Raw genomic sequence first — 22,961 nt, forward strand, 5'->3', positions numbered from 1 at the left:
ATGGCAGAATACAAATACACCCCAGCGGATTTCAAAAGCGATCAGGAGGTACGCTGGTGCCCCGGATGCGGTGACCACGCCATCCTCAACGCCGTGCAGCGCGCGCTGCCCGAAATAGCCGACGCCACAGACACGCCGCACAACATGTTCACGTTCGTGTCGGGCATCGGATGCTCGTCGCGCTTCATCTACTACATGAAAACCTACGGGTTCCACTCCGTACACGGCCGCGCAAACGCCGTGGCGACGGGCGTCAAGGTCGCCAACCCGCGGCTCAACGTCTGGGTCACCACCGGCGACGGCGACTCGCTGGCCATCGGCGGCAACCACTTCATCCACGCCATCCGCCGCAACGTGGACCTCAACGTCATTCTGTTCAACAACGAGATTTACGGTCTGACCAAAGGCCAGTACTCCCCCACTTCGAAGCTGGGCAAGATCACCAAGACCTCGCCTTACGGCACGGTCGAGAAGCCGTTCAACCCCGGCGAACTGGTGATCGGCGCCAAGGGCACGTTCTTCGCCCGGTCGGTGGACATGGAGGTGGGACTTTCGAAGGAGTGCATGGTGGCCGCCGCGATGCACAAAGGCATGTCGGTAGTCGAAGTACTGCAAAACTGCGTGATATTCAACGACAAGACCCACGGCGAGTTCGCCGCCGACAAGGCTACGCGTGCGGAGCGCACCGTAACGCTGCGCCACGGCGAGAAGATGCTGTTCGGAGCCGACAAGCAGAAAGGCATCGTCTTCGAGAACATGAAGCTGAAGGTCGTAACCGTCGGTGAGGACGGCTACACGCTGGACGACGTGCTGACGCACGACGCCCACCAGCGCGACACGACGCTCCACTCGATGCTGGCGGCGATGAAGTACCCCGACTACCCCGTCGCCTTGGGAGTAATCCGGGCCGTCGAGGACGCCACGGTCTACGACCGCGAGGTCGCCCGGCAGGTCGAGGAGGTCAAAGCCCAGAGCAAAATCCACTCGGTGGACGAGTTGCTGCATTCGGGCGCGACTTGGGAGATCGAGTAACGGAAGAGTGCGCGGACGGAAGACCGAACCACGGAAAATAGCGAGACGGCAAACTGCGCAGACGGCAGGCCGGATCACGGAAAATAGCGAGACGGCAAACTGCGCAGACGGCAGGCCGGACCACGTGTGGGACGCAGCAGAAAGTGCGTCCGCAGGCCCTCCCCCGAAGGACAGAGCGACACCCGGCAGGATGCTGATGCTGAGGGGAGCCTGTTCCGGAAGGGCGTCAATCCCGTAAGGATGCTGTCCCTGAAAATTCGTTACAGTTCAATAAGAAACAGCCGGAAATTCCGGCTGTTTCTTATTTCAGAGCATATCTCCCGTTTCCGGCAATCAAAGCGCCGCATACGCTGGTTCCGACAGCAGGCATATGGGTGAAAGGGCTTCGAGAAGCGTTCGCAAGAACAGGTCCCGCGTCCGAACGGCATCCATCGCAACAAGGCGGAGGTTTTATGCAAAGCGGGCGCAGCCTGCTGCTGCCCCCCCCTCCGCAAAGTCATAAAAGGCAAGAAGCATGTCTTCATACCGTGTGTCCTTGCGGCCGTGGACCGATTCAGTGTTCGAGAAGCGTGGTGTCGATGATCCGGCGCATTTGGGCGATCTCCATGGCTCCGTTGGCGTGCTTCGGTTCACCGGACACGGGAATAAACAGGAACGTCGGAATGCTCCGCACGCGGAATATCGCCGCAAGCCGTTTTTCCTTGTCCACATTCACCTTATACATGCGGACCTTCCCGGCATATTCTTCGGCCAGCGACTCCATAACCGGCCCCATCATCCTGCAGGGACCGCACCACGGGGCGTAAAAATCGATTACGGCGGGCAGGTCGCCCTCGTATTTCCATTCCGGATTGGCCCGGAAGTCATAAATCCGCGTCTGGAATTCCGTTGTCGTCAGTTCGATTGCTTTCATAGTATGCTGTTTTTCAGTCGCCGCAGGCTGCCGGCCGAAGCTGCAATGCCGAGCATTTGTGCAACTGCCGTTCCGATCCTTGCTTTCCGAATCGTCTTCAGGCCCCGGCTCTATTCAATAACGCAAAAATCGGAGATTTCATATGCCCCGGCGACATCCGGGGACCGTCAACGATGAGCCGGCGACGTATTCGGCGACATATCCGGCGAGGGCCGTCAAGGCACTCCCCTATGCGGCTCTGCATGCAGTCCGACTACAGATCGGATGCAATTTGGATGCGGTTTGGATGCAGTCTCGCTACGGTTAATGCAGCTCTGTATACAGGCCGGCTACAGCTCAGATGCTGTTCAGAAGCTGTCCCGCCACAGTCGATGCGGCTCGGTATGCGGTCCGAATACCGTCATGAACGCATCTGAATGCGCTCCTGATGCAGCCCAGAGCGGCTCTGCCCGCAGTCCAGATACGATCCGGATGCGGATCTGATGCGGATTTTGCGGTAAAAATTCATTTTCGGCGATTTTTTCCGAGCGTAAATTGCAGAAATAAAAAAATCCGATTATCTTTGCACCTGCATTGGGGGATTAGCTCAGTTGGCTAGAGCGCTTGCATGGCATGCAAGAGGTCACGAGTTCGACTCTCGTATTCTCCACTATTGTGAACAAGGGGTTGCAAAATATTGCGACCCCTTGTTTTTTAGCTTCCTGCAAACAATTCGCACACGCATTGACAATCACACGACTTTAAACCGAAAATACAATCCTCACGGATCGTGGCGGAGCAGGTCGGTATCGAGCGGGTGGCGGGCACCGTCGTCGCCGAGCAGGACAAGACGAATCTCGCCGCCGTTGTAATCGAAATAGCGCAGTTCGAGCGGATGCAGGCCCGCAGACAACGCAACCTGTCCGCTCTTTTCGAGCAGAGGATGTTCTCCGTCGTTATCAACCACCACCCTGCCGCCGATACGCAGGATGGCGCCGTCGTCGGAAGCGAGCGCAAAGGTATAGATCCCGGTTGCCGGAATGTCGATATACCCCCGGAAAATCATCCCGACGGCCCGGCGGCCGGCAGCCGCACGAGGGAAACAGACCGAATCGACGACACAACGGCCGCCGGCAGCGTAAAGAGTCTCCGGAATGCCGATCGCGTCGCAACCGGGAAAACGGCGGAAGTACCAATCGACGCACAAACCGGGTTCAGTGTCCCGCGGCTCCAAAGGCCGCGCATAATCCTGCTTCTCATAGCGGACGGTTATCCAGTCGCCCGTACGGCCGTCGGCATGGTAGGGCCGGATGTGCAGCATACAATCGTCGCGGATAACCAGCGGGGCGTCGTAACGCGGCGAGTTTACGGTCGGCACCGAGCCGTCGAGTGTATAGCGCAAAACGGCACCGGGCAGCGGACAGACGACGGCAGTCCGGACCGAATCGGTGAAGACGCTGACAGCATGATAATTCGTCAGCGACGGAATCCGATAGTTGACACCCTCATCATCCAGCCGTCGGCAATAGTCCAGCAGCCGCGACATGAAAGCGTCCTCGTCGAACTTGCCCGGCTCGGTCCACCCTTTCTCGGCCAAAACGAGCAGGCGCGGGTAAAACATATATTCCGCACGGGACCACGTGGGGATTTTTTCGGTCCAGAGGTTGCCCTGCACACCTTTGATCTGTCTTTTCTGCGCATCGGACAGCGAGTCCGGCAGCATATCGAAGCGACAGATGCGCGCGAGCGAGTTTGCGTCCTCTTCCAGCGAGAAATAGAACCACGACTGCGGACAGAGGACGACCTCACAGCCCTGCCGGGTGGCCGCACTCACGGACTGCGGTTCCCACGGCCGCCACCACATGACCGTAGCACCGGGAACGGCTCCGCCTTCCAGTATCTCGTCCCAGCCGATCATGCGGCGTCCGCGGGCTTCGCAAAAGCGCTGCATACGGTGCATGAACCACGCCTGAAGAGCCGCTTCGTCAGGCAGCCCTTCGGCACGCATACGGGTCTGACAGTCGGGACAACGTTTCCAGTTGCTCTTATCGACCTCGTCGCCACCCATGTGAACATATTCATAGGGGAAAAGTTCGAAAAGCTCTTCCCAGACACTTTCGCAGAACGCCAGTGTCCGGTCCTTGCCCACGCACAGCGGCGAAGAGAAGGATTGCCCCCACGAACCGCGTCCGAAACAGGCCAGCCACGGATAGCTGTCGATGGCCTGCAAGCAATGGCCGGGCATGTCGATTTCGGGAATCACGTCGATACCCCGAACCGCGGCATAGGCCACCACCTCGCGGATATCCTTCCGTGTATAATATCCCCCGTAAAGCGTGTCGGCGCCATCGGTCCGCAGCCGCCGGACGGGAAGCAGGAAATCGTCGTTTTGTTCCCGCGCCGCGCGGCCCATGCACAACGTGTCCTGCCGATTGAAAAGCCGCCATGCCCCCTCTTGCGTGAGTTCGGGATAACACGGAATCTCAATCCGCCAGCCCTGATCGTCGGTCAGATGCCAATGAAATTTGTTGAGCTTGAGCCGGGCCATCTGGTCCAGCAGCGTAAAAATCTCCTCTTTGTCGAAAAAGTGCCGGCTCACGTCGAGCATCACGCCGCGCCATCCGAACGCCGGCCGATCGGCGATCTCCGCATAAGGAATCTTCGCTCCGCTTCCGGCTTTCGCTGGCAACAGCTGCCGCAGCGTGGCGATGCCATTGACGACGCCCCGGTAGGAACCGCCCCCGATCCGTACGCCGGCGTGCGTCACCGACAGGCGGTACCCTTCAGGCGGCAAGGCGGCCGAATCGAGTTCCAACACGATATCTCCCCGGTCGCACCGATCTACGGCGACAGTGCCATAAGGCGCCAGCACCTCGTTCACGTAGCCGGCCGCGGCGATGAGAACCGTATCGGCGATGCCCAACTGCAACCGTTCAGGGAGCCGGTAGGTCCCGTCGCCCCATATCGTTTTCTGCGGAGCGGGAATCAGCACGGGCCGTTCATCCGGCGCAGGCCCGGTGCAGGCCATGAGCCACATTCCCACAGCCAACGCAGCATAAATGCGAACAAGTGTCATGCGCCCGGTCACGATCAATTGCCGTTTGCGGCCGTTACACGTCCGTTCCTGCGCAGAGCCAGCGTATCGCCGTACTGAGTCTGCAGGCGCACCAGCTCATCCGTCATTTCCCGCCGGGGCGCAGCATATTCCGGCAGGCCGTAAAGGTTCCGCAGTTCGTGCGGATCTTCCTGCAGGTCGTAAAGCTCCCATTGGTCGATGTCATTGTAGAAGTGGATCAGCTTCCAGCGGTCGTTACGCACGCCGTAATGGCGCTTGACCATGTGTTCGGCCGGATATTCGTAGAAATGGTAGTACAACGAGCGCCGCCAGCCAGCAGGATGTTCGCCCCGCAGCAACGGCAGCAGCGAAACACCCTGTATGTCGTCGGGCACGGCGACTCCGGCCAGTTCGAGGAATGTCGGCGCATAGTCGATATTCTGCACCATTTCGACGATGTCGCCGCGGGCACCGCCCGGCAGACGCATCACCAACGGCGTGCGGAACGACTCCTCGTACATGAAACGCTTGTCAAACCAGCCGTGCTCACCCATGTAGAAACCTTGATCGGAAGTGTAGACCACCAGCGTGTTTTCGGCCAGCCCCGACTCGTCGAGATAATCCAGCAGGCGGCCGACATTGTCATCGAGCGATTTCAGTACTTTCATATAGTCACGCATATAACGCGTGAATTTCCATTGAGCCAGTTCACGGCCCTGCGGATTACGGCGGTAGAAATCCTCGATCAGCGGCGTATAGAATCGGTCCCACGCCGCCCGCTGTTCGGGATTCATCCGCCCGACAAACGCTTCGTAGGTGCCTTTCAGGCGACTCCGCTTATCGGGCCGCCACATTTTGAGGTCATAGATCAGGTCCATGTCCTTCATAATGCTCATCTCCTGCGCTGCGGCGGCCGGACGCCCCTCGTAATCATCGAAAAAAGTATCGGGAAGCGGAAAGTCCAGCTCTTCGTAAAGCGCCAGATTGCAGGTGTCGGCCATCCAATTGCGGTGCTGGGCCTTATGATGCACCAGCAGGCAGAAAGGTTTCTCCGGATCACGCCCCGAACGCAGCCAATCGAGACTCTTGTCGGTAATAAGGTTGGTTATGTACCCTTCGGAACGCACCGTATCGCCCGTCTGGCGGATAAAATCGGGATTGTAGTAATCGCCCTGTCCGGGAACGATCTCCCAATGGTTGAACCCGGTGGGCAGACTTTCGAGATGCCATTTGCCGACGACAGCCGTTTCGTATCCGGCCTGTTGCAACAGCTTGGGGAAAGTCTGCTGCGTATTGTCAAAGACGCAGGTCGTGTTGTCGTAAAAACCGTTTTTGTGGGAATGCTTGCCCGTAAGCATACAGGCGCGGCTGGGACCGCTCAAGGAATTGGCGACGAAACTGTTGGTGAAACGCACGCCCTCGACGGCGATGCGGTCGAGATTGGGCGTCGAAGCGTAACGCGTATCGTAACAGCTCATCATTTGCGCCGTATGGTCGTCGGTCATGATATAGAGGATGTTCATCGGACGGGCCGGCGCTTCGGACTGCCGGGCGCATCCCGTCGCAGCGACGGCGGCCAAACCGCCGAACAGAAAGAGTCTTTTTTCCATATTCCAGTAGTTTTTATCGCTGAAAAAGCGCAGGGGCGTATTGCAGGGCCCCTGCGCTCCATTAACTCGGTTCTAAATTAGCAAAAAAGAGCGAACGGAACAAGAGTTACATATTGTCCATATCGGGCGCCCATTCCAATCCGGTCGCAGGGCCGTAAGACTGCGGGTCCCACAAGTCGCCGGCACGCGAATATTCGCATTCGGCGGTATTGCCGTTGCCAGTGGCGTCCTCAAACGTGTACCCATGGCCTTCGTTCATCTTCCAGTAGCCCAGCAGGCCTTCGCTCTTGGGATCGACGTTATTCACGTTGTTCTTGAGCTGAGTGGAGGTGCGGGCCACGTTCCACAGGCGCACTTCGCTGAACGAGATGGTCGTATTGCAGTAGCTGGGCTGCGGCAGCAGGGCAAAATACTTGAACGTAACGGTATTGCGCGGAGCCGATTTCTGTACGACCTGCTCGCCATCGAGGTAAAGGCTCGTCGCGGAGCCGTCGAAGACGATGGCCACATGCTGCCACTTCTTCGCCTCGCAGGGCGTCACGGCAGTTTGGCCGGGCTGGGCCATGGTGTTCATCTGCATCCAACGGTTCACCACATCCGAAGTGGTGGACGAAGCCTCGAAGCGGACCCACATACGGTTGTTGATATTTCCCTCGCCGTTGTCGAAACCGACGATCATGTAGTTACGGGCCGTGAACTCCTCTTTGTACATCTTGAACTCGATGGTATAGGCATTGAAGGTGATGGGCGCATCCTTCATGTTCAGCATCACACGGTTCAGTTTGCTGGAGCCTCCGGTCCGGTATTCGCTATTGAAGATCGGAACGGGAATGATCTTCTTTCGCTCGCAGACGATCAGGAAATCGGATGCATCGCCCAACATCTTCATACCGCCGCTTACACAGCGCAGCGTCACGGGCAGAGCGTAGACAGAACCCGAATCATCCATCTCTTCGGAGAAGGGCAGGATGTCGATTTGCGCAGGTGCGGCAGTCACTTCGCCGGCCGGAACTATGACAGGATCGGCAGGCAGTTCAAAACAGGTTTCCGGCAACTGTACGTATGAAGTTCCGTTAAGTGCATTATAACGCTCCAGCACGTCGGGATTCATCTCGAAGCGGAAAGCGGTCTCTGTATCGCCCTTGCCGCCCAGACGAACGGTAAGCGAAGTCTTACCGCCGTCATCCTCGACCTTGACGGTCGTACTCGACGCTTTCTGAGCCTCTTTGATATAGGCGGCATTGTCGAGCGCACCGAGATCGGCATTGTCGCAGCCGGTAACGAGCCCGGTCAGCAGCGCACCTGCGAATAAGGCCCGGCAGGTGCGGATATTCAGCATATTTTTCATAATCTCATTCGGTTTTATTATTGCTGGTCGTCAGCTTCCGTTCCGCCCTTTTCCAACTTGTCCATGGCGTTGATGGCGGCGCGGAAATATTTGTAACAGTCATTCTTGAAGTCGTTCTGCATCTGGTAAGCGCCGATGCCGCCCTTGCGAAATCCGTTGGCCGGCTGCCAGAGCGCCATGGCCTGCAGCGAATTGGTGTAGGTCCCGTCCGGAAGGCGACAGCTCGTTCCACCGTATTTCCACATCGCCTCGGGTTCGAAATTCTCGGTAACAAGAGTGCGGTTGGTGATGGTCTCCTCGTCGATTATGTCACCGAAGGCGTTGACCAGCCCGGCCAAACGGTAGGAATCCAGCGAAGACTGGGCTGTCAAAGCGTATGTCTGCAGAATATAGTAATCAAAGCATTCGATTGTCTCCTTAGGCATCGACGACACCAGTCCGTCAACGATCAGCAGTTTGCCGCTTCCCGATTTCGGACCGAGACGTTTGGAGCATTCATCGACGAACCACGTCGTACGCTGCGAGGGGGAGGTGCCGGCATAGATATCGCCCTGCTGGGACTGATTCATCACGATATTGCCGTTGTGGTAAGACCCCAAACCGGGTTCATAGTCGAGGTCGAGACCCGTATAGCCGTACTTGAGCACCTCGTCGACCAACCCGTTGGCGTATTTGCGGATGGCCGCCTCGATCTGGGCGGCATCTGCATCGTCCGTCCAGCCCCAATACTCGCGCATCAGGCGCACCTGCTCCCATGTATCCTCGACACCGGCGGTCACCTCTTCGGGCGTCGCCTTGGCGCCGACGTTGGTCAGCAGGATGGTCACGACCACGTCGGTACCTTTCAGCTTCTTGACCTGAACAACCTCTTCCATCTGTTCGGGCGTAAGGGAAAAAGTCGCCCAGTTGGCCACCAGCGAAACGCTGTCGGGAATCCCCATCAGGCTGGTCGCCGTCGTGGCCCCCGTGGGGTCCCAGCCGCCGAACCAACCGAAGGCGATGGGATGGCTCTTGTCGGCTTTCCATGCACGCAGGTTCTCGTAATAGGATGCGGGCTTGTGCTGCGTGAAGTCCCGCGCTTCGGGTTCGGTCCAGTCGCTGCACGAGACAAAGGCCCCGGCCGCGAGGACCGCTATCATCAGGGAAATTATCTTCTTTTTCATATCACACTTGGTATTTTCATTTTAAGGTCTTATTTCTTCGCCCACCACACATCGGTGCCGTGCAGGTCACTGCCGCCGAGCAATTCGACGCCCCTGAGTACGTTCTCGCGGTTGTTGTCGTACTCCGACTGGGGATAGTGCAGGCGGCGCATTCCCTTGCTGCTGTCTACATTGCCCCACATGCCGCCGCTCAGGTTGTTGACCACCTGCAACAGGCGGGGATAGCCCGTCCGGCGCACGTCAGCCCATGCTTCGTGGCCGATCATATGGTTGGCGATCCATTTCTGGGTGATGATGCGCTCCAGTTCGTTGCCGTCGTCAGCCCATTTGACCGATACGGCCGTACCGAAATCCGAAACGTTATGCTTGTTGCGCGGATCCGCATAGGAGAGCGCGGGAGCCGTTTCGGAAGCGATATAAGTCTCGTACGAAGAGCCGTTTCCCCAAAGTTCGAGCGAGGTTTTGACACCCGTGTTATAGAGGTTTTCGGCCGTGTCGCCCATCGTCCAGCCCAGCAGAGCGCCCTCGGCACGCAGGAACCAGCTTTCCGAAGCGTACATCACCGGCACGGGGTCCTTTTCGGCGAAGAGCGGATAAGAGTAGGTCGCATAGTCGGTCGGCGTCACATTCTGAATGCCCGCACGCACACCGACGTAGATCCCGTCGTAGCCCGACTTCGAAAAATAGGAAGCCCGGCGCGGATCCTCGTAGGCGTTCATGTACATCACGATGCTGGCGTTCGACCGCAGGTCCTGCCAAGAGGTGCTCGTCGCTTGCGTGTAGAACGGATTCTGACGGGAATCGGACGAGAAGCTCAGGTTCTCGGCATTGGCGTCTATCAGACCGTATGTCGCCATATCGCGCACAGCCTCTTCGGCGATGCGGCGCGCTTCCGGCTCCACACCGCTCATGCGAATGGCCATCCGCAGTTTGAGTGTATTGGCGAAGCTCACCCACAGCCGCGAATCGCCCTTGAAAGAGCTGATATCGAAATCGCGCATCAGAATGCCGTCACCGGCCGACGCGAACGTGTAGAGCGTCTCCATCGCCGTATCCAAATCGTCGATCATCGCCATGTAGACATCGCGCTGGCTGTCGTAAGGCACCGAGAAGGTGCCGTTCTGCATCTTCGAATAGGGAATCGGACCGTAGGCGTCGGTCACGCGCAGCATGGCCGCCACGCGCAGGATACGGGCCAGCTGGTAAACGGGCCCCTCGCCGCCAGTCTGGGTCTCGACCTTGAAGTAGTTGCCGTAGAAATTGGCGAATGTCTGCTCGAAAATATAGTCGTTGAATTTGTCCGACGGATTGTAGGTAGCGATGTTCTGTCCTTGGTAGGACTTCACGGCAGAGGTGTAACCGCCCAGTTCGTCGGCCACAAGCACGTCGTGCATCTGCGAAGCATTGACCTGAAAATGGGTGACGAACTCCATCATCGCGGGAAAAAGAATGCCCACGCCGACGTTGTCGCCATTCAGGTCGTCGTCCGACGGGCGGAAAGGTTTGGTATTGTAATCTTCGAAATTACCGGTGCAGGCCGCGGCGGCGAGCATGGCCACACAAGCCGCAAAACGGCCGAATCGACGAATTATAGTGTTTGCTTTCATCTTGGTCAGGATTTTAGAATTGTAACTTCACGGTAAATCCGATGTTCCGTAAGCTGGGCAGCATGAAGTAGTCCACGCCCTGCAAGAAGTTGTCGGCCGTCGAGGGCGTCAGTTCGGGGTCGAACGGAGCCTTGTTGTAAATCATCCACAGATTGCGGCCCACAAGAGAAACGGTCATTGCCATCTTCTGACGGAACCAGCGCTTGGGCAGCGTATAGGCCAGCGACAGCTCCTGCATACGTACGTTGGTCGCATCGTAAATGTAGTATGCGCCGGCACCCGTGCCGGCACCGATGGTCTGATAGTAATTCTGGGCATCGACCATGCCGTTGTTTATCCGCACGCCGCCGGCCTCACGGGCTGCCGCCGAACGTTCCGAAACGCCGTAGTAATCGAGGAACGCCTCGGTATTCGAAACGACAGAACCGCCCAGACGGGCCGCGAACATCACATTCAGGTTCAGTCCCTTCCATGCAAAACTGTTGCTCCAGCCGATATTGCCCTTGGGCAGCAGGCTGGCGACCTTGCGGCGCTCGGTGGTGGTCAGTTCTACCTTGTTGGTCTGCGGATCGACATAAATGTTTCCGTTGAGGTCGGTGCGCAGTTCGCGGTTGATGTAAAGGTCGCCCATCGTGCCGCCTTCGTAGAGGATGACCTGCGGCGAACCGGCGTCGCCGAGGGTCGCCTTCTCCAGATAGGGCATATCGATAGGCTGTCCGTCGACGGGGCTGATGACGCCGTTGGCGAGCCTGATGATCTTGTTGCGGTTCATCGTGTAGGTCACGCTCGTGTTCCATGTGAAGTCTCGCCACGTATTATGGTAGTTCAGCAGCATTTCGAGACCCGAATTGCGGACCTGACCGGCCTGCACGAGTACCGACGAATAACCCGACGTGGACGAAGGGGTCGATTCGAAGGTCTGGTTGAAGGTATCCGAGCGGTACCATGTAGCGTCGAAGTTGAGCTTGCCGCCGAAGAAACGGGCATTGAGACCTACTTCCCACGACTTGGTCTTCTCCGGCTTGAGGTTCTCGTTGGGGAAGCGGTGAAGCGAGTCCCACTCGTGCGTCTGTCCCTTGTAATCATAGTAGGGTTTGGTCAGGTAGGCCGCATAGGAAGAGCCTACGGCCGAATAGGAACCGCGCACCTTGAGGAAGGAGAACCATTCCGGCATATCGACCATCTCGGAAACGACGGCCGAAAGTCCGACCGAAGGATAGAAGAACGACTTGTATTTCGAGAAGGCGAGAGCCGATTCCCAGTCGTTGCGGCCGGTGACGGTCAGGTAAAGCATACTCTTCCACGCCAGCTCGACGTTGGCGAAGATGCTCTGCGACTGAATGTGCGAACCGTCCTCACGCTCCTTATAGTTGGTGGTCGATATATTGGTAATCGAGAAGAAGTTGGGAATCTTGCGCAGGTCGCCACCCCAGCCCATGAAATCCATGCGGACGTCCTTGAGCGACGCACCGACATTGGCGCTCAGGTGGTAGTCCCCGGCGAAGGTAAGATCGATGTTGGCGATGGCATCGGCATAGATCTGACGGTCGTTACGCTTGATGATCGAATACATACCCTTCTCGCCTGCGAAGTTGGTGTCGGTGCCGGCATAGCGCTTCTCGGTAATGTCCATATCGGCGTTATCGACCTTGACGCGGCCCGTCACGTCGAGCCAATCGGTTACGTCGTACTTGAGGTTGGCACTGAGCATATAACGACGCTTTTTAGTCTGGTTGATCATCTTATTCATGATCCAGTAGGGGTTCTGGAACGACATGTCGCCCGAACCGTAATCCCATGCCTGCGTATAGAGGTTGCGCGATTCGTCCCAACGCTGGTAGAGACGCACGTTGTCAAAGTCGTCGCCGCGCGGAAAGAGATAGAGCGCCGGCAGCGGGTTGAAGTATTTGCCCGCTGCGATCATGTTCTTGTTGTCCTGCAGGATGTAGCTCGCACTCAGATCGACGGTCAGCTTGTCTTTGAGGAACTTGGTGACGTCGCGGAACGTGAAGTTGTAGCGGTTGTAGCCGCTGTTGGGCAGGATGTTGCGGGCATTGGTCGTCGCGGCCGAAAAATAGGTCTGGTGCTTCTGCGTACCCGTCGAGAAGGTCAGGGAGTTGTTGACGTTCGACCCCGTGTTGAAGAATCCTTCGGGATCAAAGCGGCGCAAGGTTTTGTCGCCCCAGCTCTGGTAGGACCCGGAAACATTGCCGTAGGTATTCTGGAAGCGGGGCATCACGAAAGGCGACGAGAAGGTGGTGTTGTTGGAGAAGGTCACCGACGTTTTGTCGGCCTGTCCCTTCTTGGTGTTGATGAGCACCACGCCGTTGGCAGCGTCCGAACCGTAGAGAGCCGCGGCTGAAGGGCCGGTCAGTACCGAAATCGACTCGATGTCGTCGGGGTTGATGTCCGCCACGCCGTCCGACCCCATGTAATTGCCCTGCAGGCCGTCGTCATTCGAGCCGAAGCTGACGTTCGACATCGGAATACCGTCGATCACATAGAGGGCGTTGTTGTCCTTGTAGAGCGATTTGGCACCGCGCATTACCACGCGGGCCGCGCCGCCGACGCCCGCCGCCGAGGAGTTGATCTGCACACCGGCGACCTTGCCGTTGAGGGCATTCATGAAGTTGGCGTCCTTAACCGTAACGATGTCCTCGGATTTCACCTGCTGGACGTTGTACGAGAGCGCCTTTTCCTGACGTTTGATACCGAGGGCCGTCACCACCACGTTATCCAGCGCGACGGCCGATTCGACCATCGTGATACGGAAATCGGCGCGGCTTCCCACAGCGATCTCCTGCGGTTCGCAGCCCAAATAATTGACCACGAGCACCGGGTCCTTCACCGAAGCGGGAATCTGCAGTCCGAAACTGCCGTCGACATTGGTGCTGATACCGATCGTCGTACCTTTGATAACGACCGACGCGCCGATAATGGGTTGTCCGTGTGCATCGAGCACCACACCCGCGACATTGCGCAGGGATGAGGATGCCGCCGCATCCGCCGAACGCTTCGAAAGAATGATGTTCGAACTGTTGATCTCATACGTCAGATCGGTGCCTGCGAGCATTTGCGCGAGAGCCTCGGCAACCGGCTGTTCGCGCACCTGCACGCTGGCCGTGCGGTCAACGCTGATATTCTTGTCGTAAATAAACAGAAATTTGGTTTGTTTTTCGATCTCATCCATTATCTGCGTCATTTTCACCTGTTGCATATCAATAGTCACACGGCCTGCCTGCGCCCGGACGGTCCCGGCGGCAAGGCACAAAAACGCAGCAAAAAGGGAGATTATCAGGTTCTTTGATTGCCTGATACTTTTTTTCTTCATATCTTTGTAGATTAAAGGATAATAGTTTTGGTTAGTCGCAAATCATGCGAGAGACCGTTGTCCTTTCCGCCCGGAACTGCTCCAACAGTTTCGGGCTTCCTTTTCCGGGATAACGGCAAAAGACAAAATGCGGGATTATCTCATAGGCAGGCAAAGTTTTAAAGTTATACGTTCGGTCAGTATATGGTTATCGTGCTGGTTTCTTGGTCGTATGCGTAGTGGAAAGAACAACTGCGCTGCAGGATGCGCAGGGCGTGTTCGATGCCGTCCGAAATGCGGATCTTACCCATCGCTTCAATATCGGGCATACGGTCGAGCTTCACATCGAAACGCACGCCGTAACAGTGTTCGAACCGGTGGAGTATATCTGCAAAACTGCGGCCGCTCACCGAAATAAGGCCCTCGGCCCAGAGATATTCGTTGGGATCGTCCGACGTACGGAGCGACAGTTGCCCGCCGCTCAACTGCACTTTTTCGTGGGGTTTGAGCACGACCTGCTGCTGCGGGTCGGCAAGGGAACTCACCCGGACGCTGCCGCGCATGAGCGCCGTAGAGAATACATCGTGCCGCTCGTCAGCATTGACGTTGAAGCGCGTGCCGAGCACCTCAACCTTACAGGCGAACGTCTCAACCACGAACGGCCGGCGGGTGTCACGGCTGACATCGAACAGCGCCTCGCCCGAAAGCCGTACCTGCCGGGAATTTCCTGCGAAAAGCGACGGATATTCGATCTCGGCCCCCGAATTGAGCCACACATTGGTACCGTCCTGCAGCGTGAGATTGATGCGCTGTCCTTCGGGCGCAGCCACGCGGGTCATAAGATTCGCCCAGCTCCGCTCCTTATAGGAAACATATCCCCAACCGATGCCGACGGCCAATATAACGACGGCCGCCGCCTGTACGGCATACCTCGTTACACGGCGCCAATTCAGCAGACGGCCGCGCGCGGCCTTTTCCTCCGGAGCGAACAGCAGCAATGCATTGTACATTCCGCGTTCGCGGTCGAAGATACGCCGGTTTTCCTGATCGGCATCGAGCCACTCCATCAGACGCCGCTGTTCGTCGGAGGTGGCTTCGCCTTTATAAAAACGATATAAGGTTTCTTTTTCCATATTACGACACGCCCGTTCCGGGGCTTTACATTAATAAAGCACCCCGGCGGCCCGGTTTCCCGGAAAAAAGAACATTTTTTTTGATTTTATCGCAGAATGCGCTCCAGAACGCCTGCGGCAAGCACCAGTGGCAGGTAATCACGCAGGACTTCGCGCAGTTTTCCGAGCGCTTTCTCAAGCTCGGTCTCCACACGGCGCTCGGTGATCCCGCACTCGGCCGCGATTTCGCGGTAGGACTTGCCGTGGATGCGCCGGGCCGTAAAAACCTGCCGCGTCAGTTCCGGCATTTCAGCCATGCAATCACGCACCAGTTTCTCGATCTCGCCGGCAAAAAGGTGTTGAGGATCACAAAGCTCCAGCGAGCGGATATTCTCGCTCACCACGCGACGCTGAAGGTCCCCCACTTCGTTGTGGACCCGCATCCGCACCTGCAGGGCCCGCAGGTAATTCAGGCATTTGTGGCGTATGGTCGTGAGGATATAGGCCGCGGCATTGCAGTCCGCATCGAGCCGGGAGCGGTTTTCCCAATAGTAGATGAAAGCATCCGTGACGACATCCTCGGCGATGAGCCGGTCCTGCACATATCCGACGGCAAAACTTTCGAAACGGGCTTTGTAGCGTTTATAAAGCTCGCCGAACTCGGCCTCCTTATGCAGGGGGGGGGTAATGACGTTGCGGTCTTTCATCGTGGGATTGCAAAATTCAATGGAGTAAAAATAGCTTATTATTTTCAGACTAGAAAACCCGGTTCCGAAAAAGTTGCCCCCAAGAATCTCCGCCGGCCCCCTCCCCGACAGGATAAAGCGGCACGGAAGGTTCCTGATTTCCGCCTGAAATCGCTGAATGGCATGCGTCCGTCCACTTCCCCGTCCCACTCTTATATATATGATAACCGCTTCCGGTTCGTCCGGCGAAAAAAAGCTGCGGCGATCCGCAGTCAACTGCAAAATACCGGCTATAGACCCGGATTCTGCCGATAAAAAAACGCTGCGGCCGGAATACCGGAGAAAACGATATGCGGCTGCAGACGGAAGCCTACATCTGTAAAAAATTTGCGAACCGGAATAAAATAATTAAATTTGTAATTACCCTTATGCGATCTAAGGGCCGATCCATGACAAAAAAAAGTGCACAAATAGCGTTCGACGACGTTCTCCGGCAAGTCACCGAAGGGAACGAAGAGGCATTCCAGCAACTCTACCTGCACTATCACGACCGGCTTTTCCAGTTCGCACGCATGTATCTGCACCAGCAGCAGGCGGCCGAAGACGTCGTCGCCGATCTCTTTTTTCAACTGTGGAAAAGCCGCGGAATGCTCGGCGGCATCGAAAACTTCAATGCCTATATCTACCGCGCCGTGCGCAACAGTTGTACCAACTACCTGCTGAGCGGCTACCGGAACCGTATGTCCGGCTTTACACAGGTACAACTGCAGGTCAGCATCGATCCTGCGGTCCCGGCGGACGAGGCGGTTGACTTCCAACTGCTGAACAGCGCGCTGACCGACGCTGTGGAACAGCTCCCCGAACGCTGCCGCATCATCTTCAAGCTGGCCAAGGAGGACGGCATGAGCCACCGGGAGATCGCCGCGGCACTCGACATCTCCCCAAGCACCGTCGAAGGACAGCTGGCCATCGCCATGCGCCGTCTGAAGGCCGCCGCAGCCCCTTTCCTGAAAAAAATCTGAAAAAATCGCAAATCGGCTTAGTGGTTTCTCAGGTCCGTCTTGTCTTATTTGTAAACGGACAATAGACGGAACCCAATGACTGATTCGAAACATACGAACGACAACAATTCATTATTCACCCGTATTCAGGTAAAAAGTCCTTGTGCAGACGAGCGTTACAGCGCAGGGAATTCCCTCGCGCGCCTGATGACGCGCATCCACGCCGACGCAGTCAATAAGGCTCGGCCGGAGCGCAACTACACCAAAGCCTACCGCATCTGGCTGGCCGCGGCATCGCTCATGATCGTTTTCCTCACTTCCGGCTGGCTGGCGACCGCCCTGCGTCCCGCACCCGAAATGCTCATCCGCAACAACGCATGGGAAAAGGTGGAGAACCTGACGCTGGCCGACGGCACGCAGCTTACGCTCAACCGCGGCGCACAACTGATCTATCCCGAAAAATTCGCCGGCCGGACCCGCGAGATATTCCTGTCGGGAGAAGCCTATTTCGACGTGGCACACGACAAAAAACATCCTTTTATCGTTCGGGCCGGGGATCTGAAGATCAAGGTGCTGGGTACGAAATTCAATATCGAGGCCTACCCCGATTCGGAGACCATCACCACCACGCTGCTGGAGGGTTCCGTCGAAGTGGAGAGCCGGCTCAGCCGAGAGTGTATCCGCATGGTTCCCAGCCAGCAGCTCTCGTATGATATTCAGAGCGGCGAAATGAAACTCAGCACGATCTCCGACTCGAAAGAGCCCGTACGCTGGAAAGACAACGTCTGGGTGCTGCACCAGACGCCGTTCACACAAGTATGCCACCGGCTGGAACAGATGTTCAATGTCAAGATCGTGATTATGAACGACAAGTTCATCGGGAAGAAATTTACCGGAGAGTTCCGTTTCGGGGATTCGCTGGAATCGATCCTCGAAGTCATCCGAATAACCACACCGTTCACTTACGAACGCGAGGAGGATACGATCATCCTCAAATAAAAACCGAACCTACTGCAAACAACCTAAAACCCGAACCTGCCTATGAAATAAGCCTGTCATAAAAAAAACACGGGAACCTCTGCCGAAGTTCCCGCTCCCTTAATGAATCAAAAACAAACCCGGCGGGCCGCTACCCGCACGGATCTATCAATCCATCAATCAGTAAAGGTATGACAAATTTTGATAAGTTCAAGACTTATTGCCGAAAATTTTGCGTTCAGACCCGACTCGCTGTTCGCATCTGCCTGTCAATTACAGCAATAACAACTTTCGCCACACAAGCCGCCGCGCAGAATAATCCGCAGGAAATACGGCTCGACTTCAACGATGCGGCGTTGTCGCAGGTGCTGAAAAGCATCGAAACGCAAAGCCGCTACACCTTCTTCTACAACAACGACATCGACGTAACGCAGAGCGTTTCGGCGCACATCGCCAGCAGCGACATCAATTCGGTCGTCACGGCCGTCCTCAAGGGAACCGACATCGCCCATAGGATTACGGACAACCGAGTAGTCCTGTTCGTGGGGGGGGGTGACGCCGCAGACGATCAGGAGCGTTCGATCTCCGGCAAAATCACCGACGCGGCCGGGCTGCCGCTGGTCGGCGTGACGGTTCTGGTCACCGGCACTAATTTCGCCGCCGTGACCGACGTCAACGGCGGCTATACGGTCCGAGTTCCGGGCAGCGGAGCCGAAATCGTCTACTCCTATATCGGCTACCAGAGCCAGCAGCGGATCGTCGGTTCGCAGACGGTCATCAACCTTGCGCTGCAGGAAAGCACCGCAGAGATCGGCGCGGTCGTGGTAACGGCGCTCGGCATCAAGCGCGATCAGAAATCACTGACATACAACGTACAGCAGATTGCGGGCGACGACATCAGCATCGTCAAGGACGTAAGCGTGGTGAACAGTCTGGTCGGCAAGGTGGCCGGCGTGCGCATCAACCAGTCGTCGTCGGGTACCGGCGGTTCGACCCGCGTGGTAATGCGCGGCGCCAAATCGCTCTTCGGCGACAACAACGTGCTCTACGTACTCAACGGCATTCCGATGATGTCGCTCCGCTCGACCCAGTCGGACAACTATTACGAAGGTGCGGGCGTCGGCGACAGCGACGGCATTTCGAGCATCAATCCCGACGACATCGAGTCGCTGTCGGTGCTGACGGGTGCTTCGGCCGCAGCGCTCTACGGCAACCGCGGCGCCAACGGCGTGATCCTCATCACTACCAAGAAAGGCAGTGCGGACCACTCGACGCACGTCTCCTACTCCAACAACACGACCTTTTCGAATCCGTTCGTCACCCATCAGTTCCAGAACACCTACGGCCGTCAGTCGGGCGATTTCAAGAGCTGGGGCGAGAAGCTCGGCAAGCCCTCGTCGTACGACCCCAACGATTTCTTCCAGACGGGTTACAACACGCAGAACACCGTCAGCGTGGCATCGAGTTCGGAGCGCAGCCAGTCGTTCGTTTCGGCCGGTTCGGTCAATTCGCGCGGCATCATTCCCAACAACGAATATTCGCGTTACAACTTCACGATCCGCCACGGACGCGAGCTGGTCAAGGACAAACTCGAACTCGACACCGACTTCTTCTTCACCAAGAGCGAGTCGCAGAACGGCGTGGCGCAGGGACTCTACTACAATCCGCTGCTGCCCGTTTACCTCTTCCCGCCTTCGGAGAATTTCGAGCGTCTGAAGACCTACGAAATCTACGACTCAGGCCGCAACTTCGCCACGATGTATTGGCCCTACAGCAATACGGGACTCGACGCCCTGAGCCAGAACCCCTATTGGATCACCAACCGCAACATGTTCAACACCACGCAGAACCGCTATATCGTCAGCGGCTCGCTCAAGTGGAAGATCACCGACTGGATCAACCTTTCGGGCCGTATCCGCATGGACCATGCCGACACCGACTACGAGCGTAAACTCTACGCATCGACGCCGGGACTGTTCTGCCAGTCGAAAGGGCACTACCGCGAGCAGAAGATGACCAATAACGCGCTCTACGCCGACGTACTGCTCAACATCGACAAACAGCTCAGCGACGATTTCCGCCTGACGGCCAACATCGGCGCCAGCCTCTACGACGAAAAATACGACATGATGGGACAGAGCGGCAACCTGCTGCGTCTTGCCAACTTCTTCCACGTCAGCAACATCAACATGTCGGACCCGACGACCGAAATGACCCGTGAACACATCCGCCAGCAGACGCAGGCCGTCTACGGATCGGTGCAGGTAGGCTTCCGGAATTTCGTTTACGTCGATGCGTCGGTCCGCTCGGACTGGTTCTCGACGCTGGCCGGCACGCCCTCCATGTCGTCGGTCTATCCTTCGGTCGGTGCATCGCTGATCCTCTCGGAGCTGATTCCGCAGAACAAGATCCTCAACTATTGGAAAATCCGCGGCTCGTACGCCGGCGTGGGCAATCCCCCGTCGCCCTACCTGACCTACACCTACATTCCGCTGGAGGACCAAAACATCAGCACCGACGGTTTCGCTGCCGCTTCGCACCTCAAGCCGGAGCTTACCAAATCGTTCGAGATCGGTACGGAGCTGCGCATGTTCAACAACAAGCTGAGTCTCGAATTCACCTACTACAACACCAACACCCACAACCAGCTCTTCAAGTACGAGATTCCCTCGTCGTCGGGTTACTCCTATGCCTACGCCAACGCCGGCAAGGTCAATAACCGCGGTATCGAGCTGAAAGCGGGCTTCAACCAGAACATCGGTCCCGTAAAATGGGAGACGACGCTGACCTACACGCGCAACCGCAACGAGATCAAGGAACTGCTCGACGAATATGTGACCGACCCCGTAACGGGCACCACGGTCAAGGCGCCGCAGGAATTCATCGTTTCGACGGCCGAGTCGTACCGCATGGTGCTGACCAAAGGCGGCACGATGGGCGACATCTACGCCACACACCTCAAGCAGGACCCCAACGGCTACATCTATGTGAACCCAATGACCAACGGCATCGAAATCGAGCCTAACTCCTATGTCAAGGTCGGCTCGATAGACCCCAAATACACGCTGGGATGGCACAACTCCTTCTCATGGAAGGGGCTGAACCTCGGATTTTTGATCGACGCCCGCGTCGGCGGCGTGGTCGTGTCGGGCACCGAGGCGATGATGGACCAGTACGGCGTATCGAAATCGACGGCCCGCGACCGCGACAACGGCGGCGCGATCGTCAACGGCGGACGCATGGACGCCAAGACGTTCTATTCGGTAGCCGCCAGCGGCACCACGGGCGTACTTTCGAACTACGTCTACAGCGCGACCAACGTCCGCCTGCGCGAACTGTCGCTGAGCTACACGCTCCCGGCACTGGCCCGCGAACGCCTGCGCATCACCCTTTCGCTCATTGCCAACAACGTGCTGATGCTCCACAACGAGGCGCCGTTCGATCCAGAACTGACCTCTAACACCGGGACGTACTATCAGGGCTTCGACTATTTCATGCCGCCGTCGCTGCGTTCATGGGGTTTCGGCGTAAAAGTTAATTTCTAAATCAGGAGAGACAGGTTATGAAAAAATTACGCAATACGATCGCTTGCGGAGTTGCGGCACTCGCACTCTTGGCAACGGGCCTGACTTCGTGTACGGGCGACTTCGACAATATCAACACCAGCAAAGACAAACCCACCCCAGAAGACGTGGACCGCGACAACGCATGGGCGGCGTTCATCCAAACCATGCAGCGTAACGTCTTCGCCGAGGGCGCCAACGCCTACCAGCTGGCCGACAACCTGCTGGGCGACAGCTATGCCGGATATTTCGGGCAGGCGCAGGACTGGGACAGCGGCAGCAACTCGACCTGCTACGCCTTTCCCACGGCCAAATGGAAGGACGAACCCTACAAGCAGGCCTACAATAACGTGATGAGTTCATGGAACATCCTGCGCCAGAAGGTCGATTCCGCATCGGTGGTCTTCGCGCTGGGAGAGGTGGTCAAGGTGCAGGCCATGCACCGTGTGACCGACATCTACGGTCCGCTGCCCTACACCGCCTTCGGCAAAATGTCGAGCGGCCTGCCCTACGACTCGCAGGAGACCGTCTACCGCACCTTCATCAAGGAGCTGGACCATGCGCTGAAAACGCTCAAGGCCGCATACGAAGCCGATTCGGGCGCGAAGCCCATCGCCGACTTCGACGTGGTGTTCGATTCGGATCTGGAAAAGTGGATCCGCTTCGCCAACTCGCTCAAGCTGCGTCTGGCCATGCGCGCACGCTTCGCCGCTCCCGGCGATGCCCAGACTTGGGCCGAGGAGGCCGTAAATTTCCAGTTCGGAGCCTACAACATCGGCGTGATGACCGACAATACCCACTCGGCCCAGCTGCTCACCCGCACGGGCATCGGCTTCTCGTACAAACACCCGCTCGAATACCTATGGGGCGAATATAACGAATGCCGCATGGGCGCAACCATGGAGAGCTACCTGTCGGGATACGGCGATCCGCGTCTGGAAAGCTACTTCTCGCCCGCCGAAAAGGACGGCGCCTACCACGGAATCCCCAACGGCATCATCTCCAACCCCAAGGACTACCAGTCGCTGGCCAGCTGTCCCAAAGTGGGCTTCACCTCGCCGCTGACATGGATGTGCGCCGCCGAAGTCTGCTTCCTGCGGGCCGAGGGTGCACTCCTCGGCTGGAACATGGGCGGCACGGCCGAAAACCTCTACAACGAAGGTATCCGCACGTCGTTCTCCCAGTGGGGCGCGCCGAACGCCGACAAATATCTGTCCGACAGCAAAAGCACTCCGGTGAAATATCCCGGCTTGGGGCAGGTCGGCTCGATCGAGAGTCCGAGCAGCGTCACCGTCAAGTGGGCCGCCGACGGCCGTGAACTCGAACGCATCATGGTGCAGAAATGGATCGCACTCTACCCCAACGGACAGGAGGCGTGGAGCGAAATCCGCCGTACGGGTTACCCGAAGGTATTCCCCTCGCAGACCAACCGCAGCGGCGGCGTACTGCCCTCCGGCGCGACGATCCGCCGCGTGCCCCTGCCGCAGCAGGAGTACGACGGCAATGCCGAGCAGGTGGCCAAAGCTGTAAATGAATTCCTCGGCGGCAACGACAACTGCGCGCAGAAACTCTGGTGGGATGCCAAATAAATTACGAACCTCAAA

14 protein-coding genes and 1 tRNA gene are annotated in these 22,961 nt (G+C 57.4%); 6 read left to right on the forward strand and 9 right to left on the reverse strand.

Annotated features, from left to right (window positions below; genetic code table 11):
- Nucleotides 1–1,032, forward strand: a complete 1,032-nt coding sequence (locus ALFI_RS00280; RefSeq protein WP_009596266.1) for a 2-oxoacid:ferredoxin oxidoreductase subunit beta — start codon at nt 1–3, stop codon at nt 1,030–1,032.
- 553 nt (nt 1,033–1,585) lie between these two features.
- Here the strand turns inward: ALFI_RS00280 and trxA are convergent.
- A complete protein-coding gene (trxA, locus tag ALFI_RS00285; protein WP_009596243.1) occupies nt 1,586–1,945 on the reverse strand; it encodes a thioredoxin in 360 nt (119 codons plus the stop codon).
- 575 nt (nt 1,946–2,520) lie between these two features.
- Here trxA and ALFI_RS00290 point away from each other — a divergent pair.
- Nucleotides 2,521–2,594, forward strand: a tRNA-Ala gene (locus tag ALFI_RS00290).
- A 111-nt stretch (nt 2,595–2,705) separates the two neighbouring features.
- On the opposite strand, the gene ALFI_RS00295 is transcribed toward ALFI_RS00290, so the two are convergent.
- The 8 genes from ALFI_RS00295 to ALFI_RS00330 form a co-directional block, all read right to left on the reverse strand.
- Nucleotides 2,706–5,000 (reverse strand): family 20 glycosylhydrolase, encoded by a 2,295-nt coding sequence (locus tag ALFI_RS00295; RefSeq protein WP_042493863.1) that lies wholly within the window; start codon nt 4,998–5,000, stop codon nt 2,706–2,708.
- A 14-nt stretch (nt 5,001–5,014) separates the two neighbouring features.
- On the reverse strand, nt 5,015–6,589 hold the full coding sequence (locus ALFI_RS00300; RefSeq protein ID WP_014774314.1) for a sulfatase family protein: 1,575 nt from the start codon (nt 6,587–6,589) through the stop codon (nt 5,015–5,017).
- Between the two features lie 106 nt (nt 6,590–6,695).
- Nucleotides 6,696–7,937, reverse strand: a complete 1,242-nt coding sequence (locus tag ALFI_RS00305) for a BT_3987 domain-containing protein (RefSeq protein ID WP_014774315.1) — start codon at nt 7,935–7,937, stop codon at nt 6,696–6,698.
- Between the two features lie 17 nt (nt 7,938–7,954).
- A complete protein-coding gene (locus ALFI_RS00310) occupies nt 7,955–9,100 on the reverse strand; it encodes a glycoside hydrolase family 18 (RefSeq protein ID WP_009597295.1) in 1,146 nt (381 codons plus the stop codon).
- A 29-nt stretch (nt 9,101–9,129) separates the two neighbouring features.
- A complete protein-coding gene (locus ALFI_RS00315; protein WP_014774316.1) occupies nt 9,130–10,707 on the reverse strand; it encodes a SusD/RagB family nutrient-binding outer membrane lipoprotein in 1,578 nt (525 codons plus the stop codon).
- A 13-nt stretch (nt 10,708–10,720) separates the two neighbouring features.
- A complete protein-coding gene (locus ALFI_RS00320; RefSeq protein WP_014774317.1) occupies nt 10,721–14,038 on the reverse strand; it encodes a TonB-dependent receptor in 3,318 nt (1,105 codons plus the stop codon).
- A gap of 176 nt (nt 14,039–14,214) precedes the next feature.
- Nucleotides 14,215–15,150 carry a FecR family protein gene (locus tag ALFI_RS00325; RefSeq protein WP_014774318.1) on the reverse strand — a complete coding sequence of 312 codons (936 nt, stop codon included), beginning with the start codon at nt 15,148–15,150 and terminating at the stop codon, nt 14,215–14,217.
- Nucleotides 15,151–15,236: 86 nt separating this feature from the next.
- Entirely contained in the window at nt 15,237–15,836 is a 600-nt protein-coding gene (locus ALFI_RS00330; RefSeq protein WP_009597299.1) for an RNA polymerase sigma-70 factor, read from the reverse strand.
- 428 nt (nt 15,837–16,264) lie between these two features.
- Between ALFI_RS00330 and ALFI_RS00335 the strand changes: the two genes are divergently transcribed.
- The 4 genes from ALFI_RS00335 (at nt 16,265) to ALFI_RS00350 (ending at nt 22,946) form a co-directional block, all read left to right on the forward strand.
- Nucleotides 16,265–16,837, forward strand: coding sequence for an RNA polymerase sigma-70 factor (locus tag ALFI_RS00335; protein WP_229027657.1), 573 nt, complete (start codon nt 16,265–16,267; stop codon nt 16,835–16,837).
- Nucleotides 16,838–16,912: 75 nt separating this feature from the next.
- The gene (locus tag ALFI_RS00340) at nt 16,913–17,815 is read left to right on the forward strand and encodes a FecR family protein (protein WP_014774320.1); all 903 of its coding nucleotides are present in this window, start codon (nt 16,913–16,915) and stop codon (nt 17,813–17,815) included.
- A 170-nt stretch (nt 17,816–17,985) separates the two neighbouring features.
- Nucleotides 17,986–21,339, forward strand: a complete 3,354-nt coding sequence (locus ALFI_RS00345; RefSeq protein ID WP_014774321.1) for a SusC/RagA family TonB-linked outer membrane protein — start codon at nt 17,986–17,988, stop codon at nt 21,337–21,339.
- 17 nt (nt 21,340–21,356) lie between these two features.
- Nucleotides 21,357–22,946 (forward strand): RagB/SusD family nutrient uptake outer membrane protein, encoded by a 1,590-nt coding sequence (locus ALFI_RS00350; protein WP_014774322.1) that lies wholly within the window; start codon nt 21,357–21,359, stop codon nt 22,944–22,946.
- Nucleotides 22,947–22,961: the final 15 nt, after the last annotated feature.

Origin of the sequence: Alistipes finegoldii DSM 17242, assembly GCF_000265365.1 — a bacterium.
In the GTDB taxonomy this organism is placed as follows: Bacteria; Bacteroidota; Bacteroidia; order Bacteroidales; family Rikenellaceae; genus Alistipes; species Alistipes finegoldii.